Here is a 20,829-nt window from a genome sequence, read left to right as displayed (position 1 = left end):
GGTGATATCCATGAATTCCAGGTTTGACGAAGGACAGCCGATTTTTCAGCAAATCGCAGATATGATTGAAGATGACATATTGAACGGGACATACCAAGCGGATGATCAGATTATCTCGATGTCGCAGTTCGCGAGTACTTTTCAGGTCAATCCCGCAACAGCTGTAAAAGGCATTGCCCTGCTTGTCAATGAAGGGATTTTGTACAAGAAAAGGGGGCTAGGCATGTTTGTTGCAGCAGATGCCAAACAGATCATATTGACCAAACGACAGGATCGGTTTTACAACGAACTCGTATTGAAGCTGCTTGATGAAGCCGAAAAGCTTGAATTGACCACCGAGGATGTTATTGAAATGATCAAACAAAGAGATAGGAGATGAGCGGGATGAACGCAATACTTACCTGTTCCAACCTGAGCAAGAGTTACGGGCGTACGGAAGCGGTCCGAAATCTGGAGCTCCAACTGGAAGAGAATACGATTTATGGTCTGCTGGGCCGCAATGGCGCCGGAAAGACTACGCTTCTTAATATGATGACGGGCGGATCTTTTCCCGACTATGGCAGTATTCAGGTTTTGGGGGTAACGCTTAAGAGTGGGGAAACTCCCAAAGGAATCTGCTACGTTAGAGAGAAAAATTTGTTCTTCGGCGGTGCCAAGGTGATGGATGTGTTGCGCCTGGCTTCGGCCTTTCACGAGAACTGGGATTGGGACTATGCCCAGAGCCTGCTGAAGACATTCAAGCTAAACCCGGACAAAAAAATCCGTCAGCTATCACGGGGAATGGAATCTCTGGTCGGAAACATAATCGGTCTGGCGAGCCGGGCCCCGATCACCGTATTTGATGAACCGGTACTGGGATTGGATGTACTCATGCGAGAGAAATTTTATCGCGTCCTGGTTGAGGATTATGCCAATCATCCCCGGACCATCCTGCTCTCGACCCATCTGATTGATGAGATCGCAACCGTCGTTGAGAAAGTCTATATCATGGATTCCGGCGCTATGTTATTGCATGACGATGTTGACCATATCCGCGCCAATTCTCATCTGTTGACCGGGAACCAGGAGCAAATCGAACAATTTACGAAGGATCGTCACGTGATCTATAAAGAATCTTACGGTAAGGGTTCCTTAACCGCGATATATGGAGCCATTCATGAGGCAGATCGTACACAAGCCAACAAGCTTGGTATTGCTATTGACGGTTTACCGCTGCAAAAATTTTTCTCCTATTTAATCGAAGGAGGGCAATCCATTGAATAAGACCACCGCACTCATGAGGGCTTCATTTCTTCAGCTTCGACCTTATCTCTTGGTAATGCTCGGCACCATTGCGATTAGTATGATTGCAAATGTGATCATAAGCCTGTCTCTTGGAGACAGTTCGGAGAATACGCAGGTGTCTGCGGCCAACCTCCTTACGGTGTTCCTGTTATTTGTAGGCAGTGTACTCCCGGCAGGCTTGTTCCGGCGGGTGATGAATTTAGGAGCTACTCGAAAAGAATATTATATTGGCATGCTCCTGGTTTACTCCATTTGGTCCGCCATCTTTGCTGTCCTCAATATCATCTGGCTTCAGGTGGAGATCGGCTTTATACGGCAATATGAAAATACCTTCAACATCCTTGAAATCTTTGGGTGGAATCAATTCGGAATCGTTGGCATGTTCTTCTATCAATTCGGAGCGTACCTGCTTCTTATTTCGTTACTGAATCTGCTGTTTTCCGGTCTGCGTCATGTACTGGGCTGGGTGGTCTGGGTGGTATTTATTGCGGCAATCCCTATCTTTACATCCATTCCTTCACTCCGGCATACGCTGGCTGATGGCTTGCTGGCCCTTCTCTTCAACGATTCGCTGCTGCAAGGACTCGGACTCACGCTGATCATCTCCCTCGTTCTGCTCGCAGGAGGCTGGTGGTTCACGGCCAGACGCACCATCGTTTAAGATTGTTTCTCCTAACAACGCGTTATTGGATCATTCTAACACGAAAGGAATGATGGATCTTGAAAAAGGATGCTGTCCCCCATGAAGTGTTCCAGTCTTTTCTGTTATGGATCATTGCCATTGGTGCAGGGGTATTCGAGATGACCCTGGCTGTCATCGATTCGATATCCAGCCTAACGGGTACTGGAATTGTCGGTATTCTCATTCAAGTAGCAGCACGAACAATGATGTTCGCTGTCCTTGTCTACATCATGTTCAGAATGCTTCGGGGTAAAAATTGGGCGCGTATCGCACTGGCTTTGTTTTTAGGCGGGTTTGGCATTCTCTCCCTAATCATTGACCCCATTAAATGGCTCATTACAGGAGGTTCCCTTTGGAACGCTTTCGCTAATGCAGACAATATTTCCATACTATTTGCCTCCAGCCGTACCCTTCATATTATAGCCGTTGTTGCAGCCTTGGTTTTTATGTTCCGACCCGCGGCGAATCGGTACTTCAAAGCTGAAACGTAACCAACCCACCAACACCGGCTTGATCTTGGGATCCACAGAACAACAGCCCCTGGCCTATTCAAGGCCTGGGGCTGTTTCATGTAGGTCAAGCTCATTTCAACCATTCTTCCTCGATGAACTGCATCATTTCAAAAGCGCCACCACCGGCATTGGAAGCCACTACAAGGGTATAACCGGTAGCCGGATAATAGGCAGACCGAAAATTCACACCCGGATCATAGCCCATGACGTGGTATTTAAACACATCCTCATTTCTCAAGCTAATCCACACGCCAAGTCCATAATGCAGGTCACTGTCCGGAACTTGCATTTGTGAAGCCAGCAGCTTCTCCGTCATGGATGCGGTGAGCAGCGTATTATTCATAAGCGATTTCCATAACTTCACCATGTCCGGTGCCGTCACATACGCCCCGCCATCGGCATAACCTTGAATCGGAATGGCATACTGGTTCGTTCTCCACGTGCCGTCTTCCTCATCAATATACCCGTAAGCCGTATTCGCAGGCAGACGATCCAACGGGAAATAACCTGAGTCCTGCATGTCGCACGGCTGAAATACATACTGCTGGACATAGTCGCGAAACGGCATTCGGGCATGCTGTTCAACGATCAAGCCAAGCACCACAAATCCTGCATTGTTGTAATGAAATCTTTCGCCGGGCTGAAATTTCATGCGCTCATCCTGGAACAGAGGAAGGAAATCCCTTCCGTTCCGGAGTGTATACATGGGAACCGCTTTCCACAGATCTTCAAAATCATCCATGATCTCTTCATCAAAATAATCCGGAATACCCGAGCTGTGGCTCAACAAATGAAAAACGGTAATCTCCGGGCTAAAATGAGGCAGTGAAATATCCAGGCAATCGCCTAGCTTGCTGTCCAGCGACAGCTTGCCCTGTTCGATAAGCTGACAAACCGCAATAGCGGTAAACAGCTTACAGCCTGAGGCAATGCCAAACCTAGTGTCTGCTTGATTCGGGATGCGATCGGCCCGGTTTGAATAACCGAAGGCACCGTCCCATACGATGTTGTCATTTTCATCTGTTACGAGCACAGCTCCCGAAAACCGGATGCTGGCGGCAAATTCCTTCATTTTATGTATCATCACGAACCCCATCCCTTATCTGGTTAGGGGTATTTTAACATGATTCGGGATGAGGGTCTCGGTACAAGATCAGTATAATGAAATATTCCCCCATTATGTCCGGAATGCCGGTTGAAGCTCCATAGGAGATTTCATTTAGGCCTGCGCTGCCCCAAGCATGAAAAACCCCCTCCTGCCAACCATGTCGAATTCATCACTTGATGAGATGAACGCTTCGATCACAGTCTTCTAGTGGGGATTATAAAATGTATTCGTTTCTATCCTAATGTCTCCACATCATCAGCAGGATCACCGGGACCGCAAAAATAAGAAGCCCGGCACCAATCATCGAAGCAACCTGCAGCATGAATGTGTGCTTGGTTGGACCAAACGTCTGCAGCATTCCGCATTGAGCGCATCTGTTAGAGGCAGGGTGTACCTCGCCGCCGCAGCTGACACAATTCCCATTATTCCTCATGAATAACGCTCCTTTACTTGGAAAGACAACATCGACATCTAAGCATTTCTTTATCGTTTAACATGTCTTATGGACGGAATCCTCACGGATCCTATCCATGAGCACTTTAGTAAAATTCATTTAATTGTGAATATTATCACATAAATGTGATAACAAGTAAAGGCATAAATGATTTATATTCCATCTCAACCCTCCGCTCCTCCAGTGCAGCGTTGCTCCGTGCCAATATAAAAACAGGAAGTCTGCGGCTCCCTGTCTTATACTTCATTCTTATTCTTTTCTGCCCATGAATACTGCTACGATAAGTCCCAGCAGCAAGGTTCCAATACTGGTAGCCTTCATACCCGTTCCGGATGGAATTCCCGGAAACACGATAACAATAGATCCTAATATCAAGCCAATAATAACGGCATACGTCATACGCGGAAAACGGTCAAGCAGGTACCGAATCAACCGGCTGCTAACCACGAAGCCAATCACCACTCCCGCCCCAATGACAGCTATAATACCTATATTTAATGAAGAAAGTGCTGAGATGGCAGTCGAATACACGCCCAGAAGGAGAAGTACAAACGACCCGCTAATGCCAGGCAGCAGCATCGCCATGCTGGCCAACCAGCCGGATAAAAACAGTCCGATCCCGTTGGACCAGGTCAGTGTCGATATCGGATCGGATGTGGCATCCGTTCTGAGAAAGGCCGTGGAAGCCAATAAACCCGCTGCCACTATCAACACGACCACATGCACGGCTTTGAATTGGGTTCTCGCCTCCGCTTTACGCAGAATAAGAGGCAACACCCCTAAAATCAATCCCGTAAAGAAAAACTGGGTGGGCTCATAATAGCTTGCCAACAGGTATTCAATCAAGCGGCTCAGCAACAATAGAGCTGCTCCAATTCCAACGCCAAGCGGAATCAAAAAGCCCAGCTGCTTCTTCCATTCCCTGCTGAAAAATCCGCTGATAGCCGCGAGCAGACGATCATAGATACCCAGCACGACAGCAATCGTGCCGCCGCTTATACCTGGAATCAGGTCACTGATTCCCATCAGCACACCCCGATAAAGGTTCTTCCATTCCATCAAAATCATACTCCTCCTGCCTTACAAAATGAATCTTATCGTGATAGCCCTGCGAAGGAGGTTTTACTTGTTCTTGGCATGCAATACCAAATTCCCTACTCCACCAATCGCAAACAACAGTGAAACGATTCCAAATCCCCATTGCCAAGAGCTTCGATCTGTAATGAAAACGACCACCAAGAACGCTATCGCGGCCAAAAAATTAAGCAGCGCAACGATCAAAAATTCCTTTTTCTTCATTATTCATCCTCTACATTCCTACAGAATCAAATCTGTTCAGTCTACAAACCACTGTGGTGATCATATCATATTTTTGCTTATGAAGTATGATCGTTTATATGAACTTACGGTACAAAAGTAACCGTCTGCTCCGTCCACGCCGCATCATCAAATGCCTTGGCCACTCCCTGTTCATCAATCTTCGCCTTCAACACATATTTCCACTTCACCGAAGCCGACCATGGCTGTTCGAACAGAAACGGACTCAATCGAATCTCGTGCTCGCTGGCCCATGCCGCCATAACCCGTTCCCCATCGATCGACATATCAAAACCCTCTTTAAACCAAGGATGCTCCTGATCCTTGGAAACACCGGGTGCATTCATGTTTACATAGAGCGAGATATCATCGCACAGCTGCAGCAGGCCAAACTGCCTGTTAACCACGTCTTCATCGGGAAATGGAAATTGATCACGCAGCCGTTTTTGCCGATCCAACTCTTCATGGTAGAATTCCACCAGCGGCGCTTCGGTCGCATTTTTCATAAATGACGCAAAATGAAGGCTGCAGAGATACCCTGCATAAGGACTCATCGCTTCGATCTCATCAACACCCTTCGTATACATTAGCATTTTTGGCAGGACCGGATAATCGATAAAAGTGAACGGAGTCCGGCTCTCGTCATTCCAGATCGGTGTATCATCCATCCGAAGCCAAGCGCGGTCATGCTCGGTTATAGCCAGCAGTACTTCTTCCAATACAGACTCATCCATAAACAGGTCTCGCCGGAAGCCCCGGGCAACATCCCCCGAGAATCGGCCATGGTCATCCTGGGCCGTCATGACAAAAGCATCCTCTGTCTCGCGAATGATCATCAGATCGTCTCCCCTCTATTCCTTCCTTACCCCAGATACGCTCTTCGCTTCATTACGGCAATGATGTCTCTGGACTGGCCTTGATGCACGCTCGTATCAAAACACGAGATCAATTCCCAGCCGTCAATCCCGTAGCTGTTCAATAAATCCTCGAATTCCTCCTCGTTTACCTTGCCTCCAAGGAATCCTCCGGTTTTGTATTTCAGCGTTTTGTATTCCCATTGATCCATATTCAGCATCCTCCATCATCCATTGATTTTTGACCACAAACTTCAAGAATCTCTGTAAATAAAATTAGTTCGTATCGCCAACATAGCAAACCACGGGGCGCGCAGCCTTATCCTGAAGTGGCTTGACCAGGGAGCGAGGGTATACTCGAATCTCATCCAATGCGGACAGATCGATCCATTCCACACCCACCTGATATTCATCCGGGTTATGGCCAAGAAAGGTATCCCCTGCATCTGCCAAGCTGCACTCAAAATAAAACTCCACTTGGTGCACGTCGGAATCCCATTCCGCGAACTCGTGGTTGGACCCTATGTATTCACGGACATGCAGCAGATCGCGAACTTCAACCTTACGTCCGATTTCCTCCTGGCACTCTCTAATCACCGCCTGCACCAAGGTTTCCCCCTTCTCTTGTCCGCCTCCAGGGAACAGATAGAAGTCCCCCAAATGGTCTACGTTTTTTGTTAGAAGAATGTGATGATTCCGCATAATAACGGCCTTGGCCGAGTTTCGTATCGGTTTCATGGGCTGTCTCCTTATCGTATCGGTTTCTAGTTCTATTTTCTATTGTAGCAAATATAAATCCTCCATAGGCCAACCTGCAATCCGCACAGATACATGAATATAACAAGCCGGTGTCCTATGAGCACGCTCAAAGAATACCGGCTGTGTTATTGCGCATCGTGAATAAGTGTCTGCCCAGCTCCCGAAGCCATCTAGCGCCTATATGAGCCACTCTGCCGCTTCTTTCGAACAACGGCACTCACCCACACAACGATCAGCAGGATCAGCCCCGCCGCAATCCAATTCTTGATGACTTCCCAAGGAACATGAGACCCGCCATACTCACCCTCATAACGAGCCATGACATAACCTTCCTGCGTCTCAACCGCAATGGTGGATTCAGGAGCAATTCCTTGGATGGCATAGTATTTCGTTCCCTTTGGGTAAATATTAGAGAAGTTGCCGCCGTAGGTCCCTTCCTGATCCGTATGGTAGGTGACCTTCCCCACCACGTCTCCAAGAGTGGACTCCTCCACGCGGTCCTCTGACACAACAAAAATCTTCCCGTCATTCACGACAAATGGATATGCCCAGGAAGCAACCGCAGCGGGCGAAGAACACATCACCAGCAACAGCAGCGTGAACAGCGATATCGGCATAAGCCGACCCGCTCGGCGAATATCAACCATGTTCACCCCACATTTCAGAGTCATGTTATCTGAAGAACCGGATGGCTATTTCACCTGCTTGCTTCTGCCATCCACGATCAGCTCGATGCCCGGCTCGTTTATTCCGCCCGAAACACCGTATGAAGCATCGATTTGCTCTGTTGAACCCTCGAAGGTTTCATGGACCTGCACCACCCCTCGTGGCCGAACCGTAACCACCTTAGGCTTGAAATCAACCATCCTCCCGCCAATATCAACGCTTAGCGGTCGTACCGTAACCTGTTGCTCGGTGCCATAGCTGTAAATATGAATCTGGCAGTGTGCCCGAATAGCATCGTCCTCTGTACGATAGTCGCATTTGCTGTCTTTTTTGGAATAGGCGACGGTGGATATTCCGCTCGAATTGAAGTTCGCCACAAACATGGCGGACTCCGATACGAATGGAAAAACAACGATCCATGCGACGCAGCCGATCATCACCCGGCTCATGATCTTCGGATAACGGGGGCGATATATGCGGACCACCCACAGGATACCGACCATCAACAAAATTAGACCGGTAATTACAGGCAGATGAAAGCCATAATTGCCTTTCTTAGTCCATGGCGAGACCCCTGCCCAGCGGAACAGATCATCCCCGAACGAATAGCCCAGATGCTGGTTGGAAATAAACAGCAACCCCACGATGATTGCGGAAATGGAGAGGATTTTACCTTTCAGTTATATCTCCTCCTTGTGAACCCGTTTTCCACATTATAACAAATAAGAGACCCTGTGGTAGCCTTAATTAATCAGTCTTGCTTAATGGTTTATTGACTACGATAGCGAGCCTTGTTCCACTCTTGGCTTCATGCAGCAGCTTCCGGTCGCGATGGATGAGACATAACAGCACGTGAAGGAACACAACGCCGTCCAGCAGCAATATCCCCAGCGCGTACATCGCAAGCAGGACATGAGAGCCGGTGACATTAACCGTAATGAACAGGGCATGGAACCCGCCCCATACCACATACAGCAGGCCGTTGCGGACAATTACTTCCTTCAGCTTCAGATGTTCGCCCGCTCCGCGGATCTGGACCCGGACGACCCATTTCCCCAGCGTCTGCCCCTGCATCATATAAGGCAGCACGATATGATATAAAATCACGGCAAAGAAGTATGCACCCCTCACGTTCATCACGGTCAGCACACCAATGATCGGCAGCATGACCGCTGCATCTATGCCAAATGCAATGGCCCGGCGCGTATAACTGACCCTCTTCTGCGACAGATCCACCTTCTCATCCAAACGATCCAGGCGGGGCAGGTGATTTTTCATCCAATCCGCGAGCACAAGGCCCATCATTCCGCCCAGGGTATTCATCAGCAGATCGTCCACGTCAAACAATCGGTAAGGGTGATCATAGAAGCCGTAAATGCCGGTTACCTGGGTCACCTCTAAGAACAACGACAAACCGAACGAGGCCGCCAGACATACAACCCAGGACGCCCGAGCGTAATAACGCAGGAACATGCCGAACGGAACCACGAGAAATACGTTAAACACGACCTGCAAGAAGGCTCTTTCCTTCAACAGATGCATGTAAGTCGAAGGCTCGCCCCATACCACCTTGGTCTCCTTCAATATATCTTGTATAAAATTCAGCGGAATCCACTGCATAACCGAGGCGACATTCATCGGAGCATTATGCCGCGAGGCAGGCAAAGGAAGGAGCACCAGATACACTGCGTTCATCATGTAGAGCAGAAATAGATACAACAGAAATCCCCGGAATTTATTAAAATAACCATATTTGCGATACTGCACAATCAGAAAGGGAACTGCGCACAGCAAAGCCGATATGGGAAAGGTTAAAAATGCATAAGATATTGGAAACAGGTAGGCTTCCAGCATGCTTTCGTTCACTCCCTCATTGATGTTCTACTTATAAGTTACAGGATCAAGTTTAAATGACGGGGATTCCTTCGTTTAAAATGCGTTTAAAAAACGCACACCCGCGTCATAATCAGCCCTGCTGTTATCCTGGGGGTTTATGGCTATAACCCAAAACCGAATAACCCACACCAACAGTGTGGGCAGGATCACCATATGCAAAAAAGCATTTGATGCAATATCATTGGAATAATGTGGTCGTTATACCAGCCTTACGCGTAAGTGATGATGGAAGAGTCGGCCCCTGTCCTGCTTCCATGAAGTCCCGCTATTCCTTCCGCTTACGGACCACTTTTCCAAAGCCGATCTTCCGGGGAAGCCCCAGCGTAAACTCTTCACGGTGCCCGTTCCACTCAATCTTTAGGGTTAGAACCTTGTTTGGGTTCATCATATCGAGCAGATGCTCAAAATCCAGCTTCCCCTTGGTTTCCTTCATGGCAGCATGATCGATCCCCACGACAATTCCGCCCTCCATGGAGTGGCCCGTCATATCTTCTAGCCGATAGTCTACCTTGCCATGGTCGAGGAGTTCCTTTCCTAAGTACTGCAGCTTCAACTTTCCGCCAAGCGAATCCTGAAACACGGTAAACTTCGCATTGACCTTATCCTGATGGGTAATGGCATAAGTCGCTTTCCACTTCTCACCCTTGCCTATAAAGGTCATGGTTTTATTTCGATTCACGGGGACACCCTCCTCACGCAGAACAACCGGTTATCTCGATTCGGCTTATATAAATGATAACGAGTAAAAGAATGAAATGGTTGTTCAATTTTTCAAATAATCGATAATCTCAAGCAAATCGGTAATCTCCCCATCCTTGGCGAAGTCCTGATCATAATAGGGATCCCGCTTCCAGATGCCCTTCATGCCGATACGCCGGCTTGCAGTTACGTCATTGTCCGGATGGTCTCCAACATAGATCGATTCTTCGGCCTTTGATTCAAGCCGAAGTAATGTATGGAGGAAAATCCTAGGATCCGGCTTACGTAAACCTTCCCACTCGGAAATCGCGATCATATCAAAATAAGGCTCAATGCCAAGTCCCCTGATATTGCTGTATTGAAAATCGCCGTACCCATTGGAGATCAGTCCGAGCTTTATCCCTTTACTCCTCAAGTAAGCTAACATTTCATGCAAATGGGGAAAACCGACGCAATGTTGTTGAAACCCCGATATGTAATCCCGCAGCAGAGCTTCCCAACCCAGGGGGAGCGCAAACTCCTCGGTTAGCTGACGATATACTTGGTCCTTCCATACATAACCTCTGCGATCAAGCTCGACAAACCGTCTTACGTACTCATCTCTGCCCACAACTAAACCTCCATGGAGCGCTAGACGATCATACTGATCTTGAACGAAATGAACCAATGACGTGTCGCGGTCAAGCAGCGTCCCGTCCAAATCAAAAACAACGGTGGTAATCATCGCGTCACTCCCTCCTTTCTATGAATTTCGAATCCAAGGAAAGGATCCCAGCGATATGCAGCTGCAAGTGTAGGCGGAATATCCCAGTCTCGCATCCGGTTATTTAACCCTACGCTCTCCGGTACACCCGTTCCGGCCTGCCTACCGTGCCGTATGAAATATCCGCTATCAGCACGCCTTTCTCTACGAAGTACTCTAGGTACCTTCTAGCAGTAGTACGGCTAAAGCCGCCGCGCTTACCCAGCTCCTCCGCGGTCCACACATCCTCCGACTCCTCGATGTAGGACAGGATCTTCTCGCTTGTCAGCTTATCGATGCCTTTCGGAAAATACGTCTCTTTGTCCATTCGTTCGCCGGAACGCCATAACAGCTGGTCGATGCCCTGTTGGTCGATCTGCTTGTTCGCACCGCCGAGCTGCTTCATCTGCTCGTAATATTTCCGGTAGGCTTTCAGCTTCTCCTGAAAACGGTCGAAGACCACCGGCTTGATCATGAAATCGTACACCCCGCCGCGAATCGCCTCCCGCACCGTATCGAATTCCTTGGCTGCTGTTATGATAATAACATCGGTATTCGGATATCCCCACTGTATATGCTGCAGCAGATCCAGTCCCGACATATCCGGAAAATACAAATCCAGCAGCACCAGATCAGGTGCCAGAATGTCCAACTGCTCATGCGCCTGGGCCCGATCCGTTGCAATGCCGACGACCTCGAAGCCCTCTACCTTCTCTACGAACCGTTGGTTAATGCTGGCAATACGCACATCATCCTCAATGATTGCGACCCGAATCATGGATATCCCCCCTTGTTTTTGGAATCTTGACCGTGAATACCGCCCCGCCCTCAGGTGCGTTACGGTAAGCAATCGTACCATGCAATTGCTGTACGGTCCCGTTAACGATAGATAGGCCAAAGCCCCGATTGTGCTCCCCTTTGGTGGAGTAACCCAGCTCAAACAAACGATCCGTATCATTCTCGGCAATACCGTTCCCGCTGTCGGATACTTCGATCATTAATTCATGATCCTTGTCGCGTAACTCTACTCTTACCCATCTGTTATCCGATTTGGATCCCAATGCCGCCTCCATGGCGTTGTCGATCAGATTACCGATAATGGTGACCAGCTGGTTCCGGCTAATATGACCGGGGATGTCTTTGAAGGAACTGCTCCGGTCGATCTCCACCTTCACTCTCAACTCGCTTCCGCGATTAAACTTTCCGATGAGAATACCACCGATGATAGGGTCCGGTATCTCTTGCAGCAGAAATTGAATGAGGTTCTGATGCACATCGGTCTCATGCGTAATCAGATCCATCGCCTCCTGATATGATTCCAGCTGAATCAGACCGTAAATCGTATAGAGCTTGTTGGAATATTCATGCGTCTGCGCGCGCAGCGCTTCCGTATATCTCTTCACCTGCGTAAGCTCTTCGGTCAGGTGCAGAAGCTCGGATTTATTGCGGAAGCTGGAGACTGCCCCTACAATCCGATGTTCATGATCATAGATAGGGAGCCGGTTCACCACAACCGCATGATCGTTAATGACCATCTCCTGATCCTTCTCCGCTACCCCGGTCTGCATAACCTCCAGCAATCGGGTGCCCGGGATGACATCCTGAATATACTGCCCGGCGATCGCCCTTCGCTCCGCCGGATCAATCAGCATCATCGCTGTATGGTTGGCCAGGGTTACCATGCCCTCCCGATTAACGGCGATAATACCTTCATGAATTGTTTCCAGAATCGCGCGTTTCTCTTGGTACAATAAGCCGATTTCCTTCGGCTCCAGCCCGTGAATGGATCGCTTGACGCTGGACGATATCCATATAGCTCCGCCGCACCCCAGGATTAATGCAATTCCCGCAAAGAACAGGACTCGATTGCGATACGATTGTGCCGATGTCTCGATATCTCTCATTAGAATGCCCACCGATACGATGCCGATGATTTCGTTCTTGTCATTGTAAATCGGCGTCTTCCCCCGAAGCGAGGGCCCCATGGAGCCATTCGCCTTCGATATGATGCTCATGCCCTCCAATACCGGGCCGTTGTCGCCTCCGACCATCTCTTTGCCGATCCGATCGGCAAGAGGATGCGCATACCGGATCCCTTCACGGTTACCGATGACGATATACTCGGCGTCTGTCTCCAGCCGGATTTCCTCCACGACGGGCTGAATAATGGCAGACGGGTTCTCCTCCTCGAACGCATCCTGAATGACGTCCATTTCCGCCACGGCCTTCGCCAGCTTTAATGCCGATGCGCCGATGCTCTTCTCCAGCGTCGTTACGAGCAGTCGCTCAAAACTGAAGGTCAAGGCGACAATGACGGCAAACAACAGGGTGCCGATAAGCAGAATAAGCCTCGTCTGTAAACGCATTCAATCTCCCCCATACGCATGGTCGCCTAAACACACATGTCTCTGATTTTCCTATTGTATTCTAGATCATACCTCTAACATAGTCCTCTAAAAAAATCAGCCGTAAATTTTATGAACAAAATTAGCGAAATGAAGTTTTTTCAACTTATGTCGCAATTCTATTCAAGCCAGACGCTCGATGATAGTATGAAGGAACTTCATTAAGTAAGCGCTTACAGATATTGCGAACTCTCGGTCAACGATAAGGAGGAATTTATCCATGCTTAAACGAAACGGCATAAAAATCATAACCGCTGCGCTTGTCCTGGCGATGAGCCTGACAGCCTGCAGTACTTCCGGAAGCAGCACCGGCGAATATCCGAAAAAACCATTTATCGTGACCGCACCTTCAGGGGCGGGCGGCGGATGGGACAAAACCGCCCGATCTCTCACCAAGGTATTAACGGAAACCAAGCTTATCGAGCAGACGATGACCGTTGAGAACAAGCCTGGCGGCGGCGGAACCGTGTTTCTCGCGGAATACGTAGCTAAAGACAACGAAGACCCATACAAGCTGTTCGTCAGCTCCCCGCCTATTCTAATTAACAATCTGAAAAAAGAAGGGAACAGTCCATTCGGCTACAAGGACGTGACGCCGCTCGCCCAAATGACCAAAGACTTCGGAGCGATTGCCGTACCGGCAAACTCCAAATTCACCGATCTGCAATCGCTGATCGACGCGATCAAAGCCGATCCGACCTCCGTCACACTAGCGGGCGGTTCCGCTCCGGGCTCGATGGACCATTTGATCAGCGTTCTGCCTGCATTCAAGTCGGGCGTGGATCCGAGAACCGTGAAGTACTTATCCTATGATGGCGGCGGCGAGGCCATCGCGGCACTCCTCGGCAACAATGCCGATGCGATCGGCACGGACATCTCTTCGCTCGGCAGCTACTTGAAGGCCGGCAAGATCAAGATCCTGGCCGTTACTTCAAGCGAACGACTCGGCGGAGACTTCGCGGATGTACCGACCCTGAAGGAGCTCGGTCTGGACGCCGAATTCACCATTTGGCGCGGTGTATTCGGTCCGAAGGGACTGACGGAAGAGCAGTTGGCCTTCTGGGATAAAACGCTGAAGGACCTCTCCGAGAACGCAGTATGGCAGCAAGAGCTCGTTGCTAACGATTGGGCTAGTGAGTATCGTAACGCCGCTGACTTCAATGCTTTCCTTGAAGAGCAAGACCAAGACGTGCAGGAGCTGCTTACGGCTCTAGGCATGCAGAAGTAACGCCTTGGAATGAGGGGGTGGCGCACACTCCCTCTCCCGTTTCATCTTGAGGAGGTGTCAACCTTGAACAGAACGTTTGACCGTTACGCCAGCATCGTATTCCTGCTCCTTGGCATCGGCTTTATGTGGCAGAGCGCCAAGATCAGCTCATCCGCGTACGGAAGCACCGTCGGCCCTAACATATTCCCGTTCGGCCTCGGCCTGGCGCTTGTGCTGCTCAGCATTCGTTTGTTTTATGAAGCCCTGAAAGCCAAGCCGACGGAGAACCATACAGAGAAACTGGACTACAGAAGGTTCTTCATGATTTTTGCGGCAGCCTTTCTCTATGCTTATTTCCTGGAATTCATCGGATATATCATCGGTACCTTCCTGTTCCTCCTGTTTGCGTTTCAGACGCTGGAACGAGGCAAGTGGCTGAAATCCATTCTAATCTCCGCGCTGTTCTCCGGCGGCGTGTACGTCATCTTTGTTATCTTGCTGGAAGGCTCCATGCCGGGCTTCCCGTCTTGGCTATCATGAGCATGGGAGGAATCTACAATGAACGTTCTGGATTATTTGGCGGATGGCTTTATGACCGCCTTGCAGTGGCATAATCTGCTCTTCGCCTTTTTAGGCGTGCTGATCGGCACTTCGGTCGGGGTCCTTCCCGGCATCGGTCCGATGAGCGGCGTCGCGCTTCTGATCCCCGTCACCGCCTCCATGACTAGCGGCTTGCCGGCGGAAGCGGCAGCAACCAGCTCGATTATTCTGCTGGCAGGCGTCTATTACGGAGCTATGTATGGCGGATCTACAACTTCGATTCTGCTGAACACGCCGGGAGAGTCCTCGTCTGTCGTTACGACGCTGGACGGCTACCAGATGGCGAAGCAAGGCAGGGCAGGCCCTGCCTTGTCCATCGCTGCGATCGGCTCGTTCGCAGCTGGGCTCTTCGCGCTTGTGGCATTGATCGCACTGGCGGAGCCATTATCCAATGTAGCCATTAAATTCGGGCCAGCTGATTATTTCTCGCTCATGCTGCTGGGACTCTGTGCAGTAAGCGGACTTGCAGGCAAATCGATCACGAAGGCACTTATTATGACCGTATTCGGTCTGCTGCTTGCTACCATCGGCATGGATACCGTATCCGGCGTCGCCCGCTTCACCTTTGATATCCCCATCCTGTACTCCGGACTGGAATTTCTAACGATTGCCGTCGGTTTGTTTGCCCTTGGCGAAGTGTTTAAATCCATTCTGGAGAGAGACTACGCAGCAGGTCCAACTTCCAGGATCGGCCGCATCCTGCCGACACGCCAAGACCTGAAGGATAGCGCGGGACCGATTGCCCGAGGCTCGATCCTCGGCTTCTTTATCGGTATTCTGCCGGGCGCTGGCGCAACGCTTGCTTCCTTTTTCAGTTATATCGTTGAGAAAAAGGTCAGCAAGCATCCGGAATCCTTCGGCAAAGGCAACATCGCTGGCGTCGCTGCACCCGAATCGGCCAACAATGCGGCATCAGGAGGCGCTATGATCCCGCTGCTGACGCTTGGCATTCCAGGCTCCGGGACAACTGCCATCCTGATGGGGGCGCTCATCATGTACAACATCCAGCCAGGCCCGCTGCTGTTCGAAGAGCACCCACAGGTTGCATGGGGACTGATCGCCAGCATGCTTATCGGCAACCTGCTTCTGCTCGTGCTGAACATGCCGCTGGTCAAGGTTTTCGCCAAGGTCATCCAGACCCCGGCCAAATATCTCATTCCGATCATTATTGCCATCTCCATCTTCGGCGTTTACGCCGTTCAAGCACAGATCTTCGACCTGGTCCTCCTGCTCATCTGCGGCATTGCCGGCTTCCTGCTGGCCCGCAATGACTTTCCGCTCGCGCCGCTGGTGCTCGGACTCGTGCTGGGTCCCATGATCGAGAACAATATGCGCCGGGCGCTGACCACATCCAACGGCGACTTTATGATCTTCCTGCAGAAGCCGATGTCGCTGGCATTCCTCATCATCGCCCTGCTCTGGATTATCGTTCCGATTCTGCTCAAGCGAAGAGGCAAGGAAGTTGTCGTGAACGAAGAAGGCTAACCATCATACGTATATCGTAGGCGAAGGAGGCAGTCATGAATACCAGCAAATTAGGCGGCAAAAGTGTCATCGCAAGAATCGAAATGCATATGGAAGAAGCCAACTTCGGCCAAGTCGCGGCCGCCATCTTCGAGGCAGGCGGCGATATCGTCGCCATTGACGTCATTCAGACGAGCAAGCATGCCACGATTCGAGACGTTACCATCACCGTGATCGACACCGTCGACATCGACATTATTGCCGAGCGCATTCGCAGCATGTCCGGCGTTCAGCTGCTGCATCTATCTGATCGCACCTTCCTGCTGCACTTGGGAGGAAAGATCGAGACCAAGCTGAAAGCGCCGATCCAGAACCGCGCCGACCTCTCCCGCGTGTACACCCCGGATGTCGCGCGCGTGTGCATGGCCATTCACGAAGAGCCCCGCAAGGCCTTTACGCTAACCGTAAAGCGCAACACCGTGGCCGTAATCTCCGACGGCAGCGCCGTCCTGGGGCTTGGCAATATCGGCCCCTATGCGGCCATGCCGGTGATGGAAGGCAAGTCGATGCTCTTCAAGCAGCTGGCAGACGTGGACTCCTTCCCGATCTGCCTGGATACGCAGGATACCGAGGGCATCATTACGGCGATCAAAGCGATCGCTCCCGCGTTTGGCGGTATCAATCTGGAGGATATCTCCTCGCCGCGATGCTTTGAGATTGAGCAGCGCCTCCGCGAGGAATTGGACATCCCGGTGTTCCATGACGACCAGCACGGAACGGCCGTCGTCCTGTATGCAGCCTTGATCAATGCGCTGAAGGTCGTCGGTAAATCCGTGGATAATCTGAAGGTTGTCGTCTGCGGCATTGGCGCCGCCGGCATAGCCTGCAGCAAAATACTTATGTCAGCGGGCGTGAAGAACATCATCGGCGTCGATCGCCTCGGCGCGCTGACCGCTGATCAGACGTATGACCATGCCATGTGGCAGTGGTACGCCAGCCATACCAACCCCGAACGGCGTTCCGGATCACTCCAAGACGTCATCCAAGGCGCCGACGTGTTTATCGGCTTGTCTGCCGGCGGAATCCTGAAGAGGGCGGATGTTCAAGCGATGGCAGAGCATCCTATCGTCTTCGCGATGGCCAATCCGATCCCGGAGATTCTGCCGGAGGAGGCCGAGGATATCGCAGGCGTCATTGCAACGGGAAGATCGGATTATCCGAACCAGATCAACAACGTGTTATGCTTTCCGGGAATTTTCCGCGGCGCCCTGGACTGCAGAGCCTCCACCATCAACGAGGAGATGAAGCTCGCCGCGGCCGAAGCGATCGCATCGGCGGTCACGGACAAGGAACGGAGCCGGCATTACATCATTCAGAGCGTATTCAACCAGCAAGTCGTCAGCGGCATCCGGGACCTTGTCATCCAGGCAGCCATCCGAACCGGGGTAGCGCGCCGAATCCCAAGGGAATACCGCTAACGGTTACTAATGATATGAGTATTTTAAAGAAAAAGAGCAAAAGAGTACGGTATCCCCTAGGACCGTACTCTTTTGCTTCTTACCTACACTGAAAACTCAGCCGCTTCGTTCCATCCCTTCAATGCCCAATCTATTTAGTTTTGCTCCGCCCGATACTCCATAATCCAGCAGTCCCGCAGTTCTCCCTCATGCTGTTCATGCTTCTCCAGCAGCCTGACCTTCCGGAAACCGCACTTCTCGTAGCAGGCAATCGCCCGTTCATTCCAAGCCTGCGGGTCCATTACGATCCGATCGGCCTGCCTCTGAAACACGAGATAATCCACCATGGAAGTCACGAGCTTCGTACCGATGCCTCGGTTCCAATAATCCGGCTCCCCGATGAATTGATCCGTGGCAAATGTTCTTCCGCCCGAATCACTCCCGTCATACCCATACTCACCTAACGTCTCTTCATCCAAAAGATAGAACTGGATATACCCGATCGGCTTCCCCTCATATTCAATGATGCAGCGAGTCTCATCATCATCCACGTAAAAATGCTCCCGCACCCGCTCCACGTCGTGAGGATGGTCCCGCCCCCCATAATACTGCAGCACATCCGGATTGGACAGCCAAGAAGCTAAGGACCATTCATCTTTCTCCTCCAGCTCGCGAACCGTTATCGGCCCTGCCTCGTACACCAGCATCGTAATCCCCCATCTTCCTTATTAGATCATCCAATTCCCGTGTCTCAGATGACATCCGCAACCATCGTGATAGAGGTTCCGCTCATGCCTACCTCTTGAAATCCGAAACGCTCATATAATTTCATAGCTGCTGTATTCTCCGGAGCGACGCTTAACGATACCTTTTGAATCCCCTGCTCCTTCATTCCTCTGAACAATTCCTTCATCAGGGCCGTTCCAAGCCCCTGCCCGCGGGATTCCGGCAGCAGCGCCATGCCCAGCTCCGGGATGTCATCGCTCACGTAACCGAACCCCTTGTTCCCTTCATCAAAATAACGGATGGTAATCGAGCCTGCCGGCTTGCCTGCGGCATTCACGGCAATGTAGCCCAGATCGCCCGCTCGCCCCCAGTCCTCCACGTATTTTTTCATGAACGGCTCTTCGAGTATGTCTCGGCTAAAAGGCTCCTCTCCCTCGGGCACATACAGAGACTCATACAGCATTTCCCGCAAAAAGGATTCATCCTCCCGGCCAGCGACTCGAATATGATATGAATTCATGTGCATCTTCCTTTCCACCCTAGATACGATCCGTCAATGCGGTCCATAACGCCAATCTCTCCGGATCAAAATCGTTCCGACCGTAATGGTCGAGAAAAATATCCTGGTAGTCATCGCTCCCCAGGTTATATCGCAGCGTCCATATTCCCCAATAGAGATCGTAATGAAGGTCCCCGATCCCGCCATTGCCCAGATCGATAAAACCTTCAAGCTGGAAATCTCTCATAATCAAATTCGGCAGGCAATAATCGCCGTGGAGCAGCACATCATGATCAGCCGTTCCCTGCAGCTTCTCAAGGCATAATAGGGCCTGTTCTCTTCCACCCGGAAACCCTTTGACATCTTCCATTTTGTTCATGATGCCTTCCTGATACTCCTGGACAAGTTCAGCCGTTCGATTCGGAAAGGGACAATCAGTTGCAGATACAGAATGGAGATAACGCAAACTCTCCCCGAACACGGAAGCCAGCCTCTTCGGATCCTTCAGATGACCTCCGGACACTCCATCTTCCCCTTGCAGCGCAACGGTGAGCAGGTAATCGTTCTCGCCATGCTGCTCATAAGCCAGCACCTTGGGAGCCAGGCCTTTTCCGTGTAAATAATCCGACATCAACCCTTCTCTCATAAGTTCATCCCGTTTCGTTATCTTTAAAAACATCGATTGGTTCGCTCCCTCGATGTACAGGGTTCTGGCCTGTTCCGAGGAGCTGCTGTCATAGACGACAGCTGTCTGGATATATGGCTGCAAGCTGACAGGCAGCGTCATGATGTCGAATGGAATGCGTACTTTTTTCATCGTACCTCCACACCGACCCATCCAATCGGTCGGCCTCAGTTCAATAGAATAAAGACGTCCCCATCGGAACGCCTTCGGATCTGTATTGTATGAATTGGCGATTTGCCGGCCTAATCCTTCCTTTCCAGCCGGTAATTTTCCGTTTAAACTATTTTTGCTCACCTGTTTATTAGTACGGAACGCCTTCGAAGTATACCACCTCGGCTAACCGAATGTGCAGCGCCTTATGATCCCCGACCGTCAATTGGAGATGGTCCACCGCAACGCCGGATAAGATCCCATCGACTTTCCCCGCGGTGGTCATGATGACCACCTTGGCTCCTTTATGCCGCAGCAGATGCTCAATAAATACCGGTTCAACCAGCGCTGCGTAGTGGGCTGGCTGCGGAATTTCCGGGGTACGCGGCGCGTAATACGGCGGTATAGGTTGGGGCGGGGGATAGGCATAGTAACCCGGTGCATAACCCGCAGACGGCGCTGGATAACCAAGATTGTTATGGTTGTTCATGAAAGACCTCCCATGCCAATATTAATCCTACACCCTTATGTATGTCCGGGAAGGAGCCGCTATGTTAACAATCCTCATATTTATACCAACAAGCAAGAAAAACGTCTATCGACGCACCTTCACAGATGACAGACCGCAGTTAGAAGAAGTTTTTCTTGCGATATCAGGAAGTC

Annotated in this window: 26 protein-coding genes; 8 read left to right on the top strand and 18 right to left on the bottom strand. The window is 50.6% G+C overall.

The features are described from left to right. The first annotated feature begins 10 nt into the window (after window positions 1–10). Genes ACETK5_RS20470 through ACETK5_RS20455 form a run of 4 tightly spaced genes read left to right on the top strand, consistent with a single transcriptional unit; the run spans window position 11 to window position 2,457 of the window. Complete coding sequence (locus ACETK5_RS20470) at window positions 11–379, top strand: GntR family transcriptional regulator (RefSeq protein ID WP_207797519.1); 369 nt, start codon at window positions 11–13, stop codon at window positions 377–379. A gap of 5 nt (window positions 380–384) precedes the next feature. Beyond that, window positions 385–1,263 (top strand): ATP-binding cassette domain-containing protein, encoded by an 879-nt coding sequence (locus ACETK5_RS20465; RefSeq protein WP_100539572.1) that lies wholly within the window; start codon window positions 385–387, stop codon window positions 1,261–1,263. Continuing rightward, window positions 1,256–1,945 carry a hypothetical protein gene (locus ACETK5_RS20460; protein WP_100539571.1) on the top strand — a complete coding sequence of 230 codons (690 nt, stop codon included), beginning with the start codon at window positions 1,256–1,258 and terminating at the stop codon, window positions 1,943–1,945. Before ACETK5_RS20465 ends, ACETK5_RS20460 begins: the two co-directional genes overlap by 8 nt. A gap of 59 nt (window positions 1,946–2,004) precedes the next feature. Further along, window positions 2,005–2,457, top strand: coding sequence for a hypothetical protein (locus ACETK5_RS20455; RefSeq protein WP_100539570.1), 453 nt, complete (start codon window positions 2,005–2,007; stop codon window positions 2,455–2,457). A gap of 91 nt (window positions 2,458–2,548) precedes the next feature. Here the strand turns inward: ACETK5_RS20455 and ACETK5_RS20450 are convergent, their stop codons facing one another. The 14 genes from ACETK5_RS20450 to ACETK5_RS20385 all read right to left on the bottom strand — a co-directional run bounded on the left by ACETK5_RS20450 (window position 2,549) and on the right by ACETK5_RS20385 (window position 13,339). Next, a complete protein-coding gene (locus ACETK5_RS20450; protein WP_100539569.1) occupies window positions 2,549–3,562 on the bottom strand; it encodes a serine hydrolase domain-containing protein in 1,014 nt (337 codons plus the stop codon). Between the two features lie 262 nt (window positions 3,563–3,824). Beyond that, complete coding sequence (locus tag ACETK5_RS20445) at window positions 3,825–4,019, bottom strand: hypothetical protein (RefSeq protein ID WP_100539568.1); 195 nt, start codon at window positions 4,017–4,019, stop codon at window positions 3,825–3,827. 270 nt (window positions 4,020–4,289) lie between these two features. Beyond that, entirely contained in the window at window positions 4,290–5,099 is an 810-nt protein-coding gene (locus tag ACETK5_RS20440; RefSeq protein ID WP_326111851.1) for a DUF368 domain-containing protein, read from the bottom strand. A gap of 63 nt (window positions 5,100–5,162) precedes the next feature. Beyond that, entirely contained in the window at window positions 5,163–5,339 is a 177-nt protein-coding gene (locus ACETK5_RS20435; protein ID WP_009595674.1) for a hypothetical protein, read from the bottom strand. 104 nt (window positions 5,340–5,443) lie between these two features. Beyond that, a complete protein-coding gene (locus ACETK5_RS20430; protein ID WP_100539566.1) occupies window positions 5,444–6,193 on the bottom strand; it encodes a DUF3891 family protein in 750 nt (249 codons plus the stop codon). A 26-nt stretch (window positions 6,194–6,219) separates the two neighbouring features. Further along, window positions 6,220–6,423, bottom strand: coding sequence for a DUF4177 domain-containing protein (locus ACETK5_RS20425; RefSeq protein WP_006207549.1), 204 nt, complete (start codon window positions 6,421–6,423; stop codon window positions 6,220–6,222). A 64-nt stretch (window positions 6,424–6,487) separates the two neighbouring features. Next, window positions 6,488–6,949, bottom strand: a complete 462-nt coding sequence (locus ACETK5_RS20420) for an NUDIX domain-containing protein (RefSeq protein WP_100539565.1) — start codon at window positions 6,947–6,949, stop codon at window positions 6,488–6,490. Window positions 6,950–7,140: 191 nt separating this feature from the next. Then, window positions 7,141–7,641, bottom strand: a complete 501-nt coding sequence (locus tag ACETK5_RS20415; protein ID WP_394057528.1) for a hypothetical protein — start codon at window positions 7,639–7,641, stop codon at window positions 7,141–7,143. Window positions 7,642–7,662: 21 nt separating this feature from the next. Next, entirely contained in the window at window positions 7,663–8,280 is a 618-nt protein-coding gene (locus ACETK5_RS20410) for a cytochrome c oxidase subunit 3 family protein (protein ID WP_243390886.1), read from the bottom strand. Between the two features lie 103 nt (window positions 8,281–8,383). Continuing rightward, the gene (locus tag ACETK5_RS20405; RefSeq protein ID WP_394057525.1) at window positions 8,384–9,490 is read right to left on the bottom strand and encodes a VanZ family protein; all 1,107 of its coding nucleotides are present in this window, start codon (window positions 9,488–9,490) and stop codon (window positions 8,384–8,386) included. Window positions 9,491–9,797: 307 nt separating this feature from the next. Next, window positions 9,798–10,211: a hypothetical protein gene (locus ACETK5_RS20400; protein WP_100539561.1), complete on the bottom strand. Its 414-nt coding sequence runs from the start codon at window positions 10,209–10,211 to the stop codon at window positions 9,798–9,800. 84 nt (window positions 10,212–10,295) lie between these two features. Next, window positions 10,296–10,955 carry an HAD family hydrolase gene (locus ACETK5_RS20395; RefSeq protein WP_394057523.1) on the bottom strand — a complete coding sequence of 220 codons (660 nt, stop codon included), beginning with the start codon at window positions 10,953–10,955 and terminating at the stop codon, window positions 10,296–10,298. Window positions 10,956–11,064: 109 nt separating this feature from the next. Then, window positions 11,065–11,751 carry a response regulator gene (locus ACETK5_RS20390; RefSeq protein ID WP_100539559.1) on the bottom strand — a complete coding sequence of 229 codons (687 nt, stop codon included), beginning with the start codon at window positions 11,749–11,751 and terminating at the stop codon, window positions 11,065–11,067. Next, a complete protein-coding gene (locus ACETK5_RS20385; RefSeq protein ID WP_100539558.1) occupies window positions 11,729–13,339 on the bottom strand; it encodes an ATP-binding protein in 1,611 nt (536 codons plus the stop codon). Before ACETK5_RS20385 ends, ACETK5_RS20390 begins: the two co-directional genes overlap by 23 nt. A 259-nt stretch (window positions 13,340–13,598) precedes the next feature. Here ACETK5_RS20385 and ACETK5_RS20380 point away from each other — a divergent pair, with 259 nt between their 5' ends. The 4 genes from ACETK5_RS20380 to ACETK5_RS20365 all read left to right on the top strand — a co-directional run bounded on the left by ACETK5_RS20380 (window position 13,599) and on the right by ACETK5_RS20365 (window position 18,127). Beyond that, complete coding sequence (locus ACETK5_RS20380; RefSeq protein WP_394057520.1) at window positions 13,599–14,606, top strand: Bug family tripartite tricarboxylate transporter substrate binding protein; 1,008 nt, start codon at window positions 13,599–13,601, stop codon at window positions 14,604–14,606. A 63-nt stretch (window positions 14,607–14,669) separates the two neighbouring features. Continuing rightward, window positions 14,670–15,125 (top strand): tripartite tricarboxylate transporter TctB family protein, encoded by a 456-nt coding sequence (locus ACETK5_RS20375; RefSeq protein WP_100539556.1) that lies wholly within the window; start codon window positions 14,670–14,672, stop codon window positions 15,123–15,125. An 18-nt stretch (window positions 15,126–15,143) separates the two neighbouring features. Beyond that, window positions 15,144–16,670, top strand: coding sequence for a tripartite tricarboxylate transporter permease (locus ACETK5_RS20370; protein WP_326095965.1), 1,527 nt, complete (start codon window positions 15,144–15,146; stop codon window positions 16,668–16,670). Window positions 16,671–16,705: 35 nt separating this feature from the next. Continuing rightward, complete coding sequence (locus ACETK5_RS20365) at window positions 16,706–18,127, top strand: NAD-dependent malic enzyme (protein WP_394057518.1); 1,422 nt, start codon at window positions 16,706–16,708, stop codon at window positions 18,125–18,127. Between the two features lie 134 nt (window positions 18,128–18,261). Here ACETK5_RS20365 and ACETK5_RS20360 read toward each other — a convergent pair whose 3' ends face one another. The 4 genes from ACETK5_RS20360 to ACETK5_RS20345 form a co-directional block, all read right to left on the bottom strand. After that, window positions 18,262–18,813, bottom strand: coding sequence for a GNAT family N-acetyltransferase (locus ACETK5_RS20360; RefSeq protein ID WP_326111863.1), 552 nt, complete (start codon window positions 18,811–18,813; stop codon window positions 18,262–18,264). A gap of 44 nt (window positions 18,814–18,857) precedes the next feature. Next, entirely contained in the window at window positions 18,858–19,352 is a 495-nt protein-coding gene (locus ACETK5_RS20355; protein WP_100539552.1) for a GNAT family N-acetyltransferase, read from the bottom strand. 19 nt (window positions 19,353–19,371) lie between these two features. After that, window positions 19,372–20,148, bottom strand: coding sequence for an aminoglycoside 3'-phosphotransferase (locus ACETK5_RS20350; RefSeq protein ID WP_394057515.1), 777 nt, complete (start codon window positions 20,146–20,148; stop codon window positions 19,372–19,374). Window positions 20,149–20,317: 169 nt separating this feature from the next. Further along, entirely contained in the window at window positions 20,318–20,656 is a 339-nt protein-coding gene (locus ACETK5_RS20345; RefSeq protein WP_100539550.1) for a DUF2642 domain-containing protein, read from the bottom strand. Window positions 20,657–20,829 lie beyond the last annotated feature (173 nt).

Origin of the sequence: Paenibacillus ilasis, from assembly GCF_043195395.1 — a bacterium.
Lineage (GTDB): Bacteria > Bacillota > Bacilli > Paenibacillales > Paenibacillaceae > Paenibacillus_AQ > Paenibacillus_AQ lautus.
This window is presented reverse-complemented; position numbering and strand designations above follow the sequence as displayed.